At 61.3% G+C, this 253-nt stretch carries 1 pseudogene; it reads left to right on the top strand.

What is annotated here, in order from left to right:
* A pseudogene (locus IV91_RS18560) lies at positions 1 to 253 on the top strand (IS66-like element ISCARN15 family transposase); the annotation flags it as partial.

The raw sequence follows: 253 nt of genomic DNA, 5'->3' as shown, positions 1-253 counted from the left end.
CCGCAACCCCGACCTATACAGCCTCCAACTGGCCTTCAGTGACCTGGGTGGGGAAGGCAATACTCCGCCTCCTGCCCCGGACACCCAGACCGTCGCTGCCCATTCCCGGAACAAACCCGCCAAGCCAACCCCTCCCGCTGAAGATGGACTGTTCTTCGACGAATCCAAACTCCCCGTGGAAACCATCACCCTGCCCTGCAAAGAGGCAGAGGGGCTGGATCCAGCGCAGTACGAGATCGTCAGTGAGAAGGTC

It is taken from the genome of Ferrovum myxofaciens, from assembly GCF_000735045.1.
Taxonomy (GTDB): domain Bacteria; phylum Pseudomonadota; class Gammaproteobacteria; order Burkholderiales; family Ferrovaceae; genus Ferrovum; species Ferrovum myxofaciens.
This window is presented reverse-complemented; position numbering and strand designations above follow the sequence as displayed.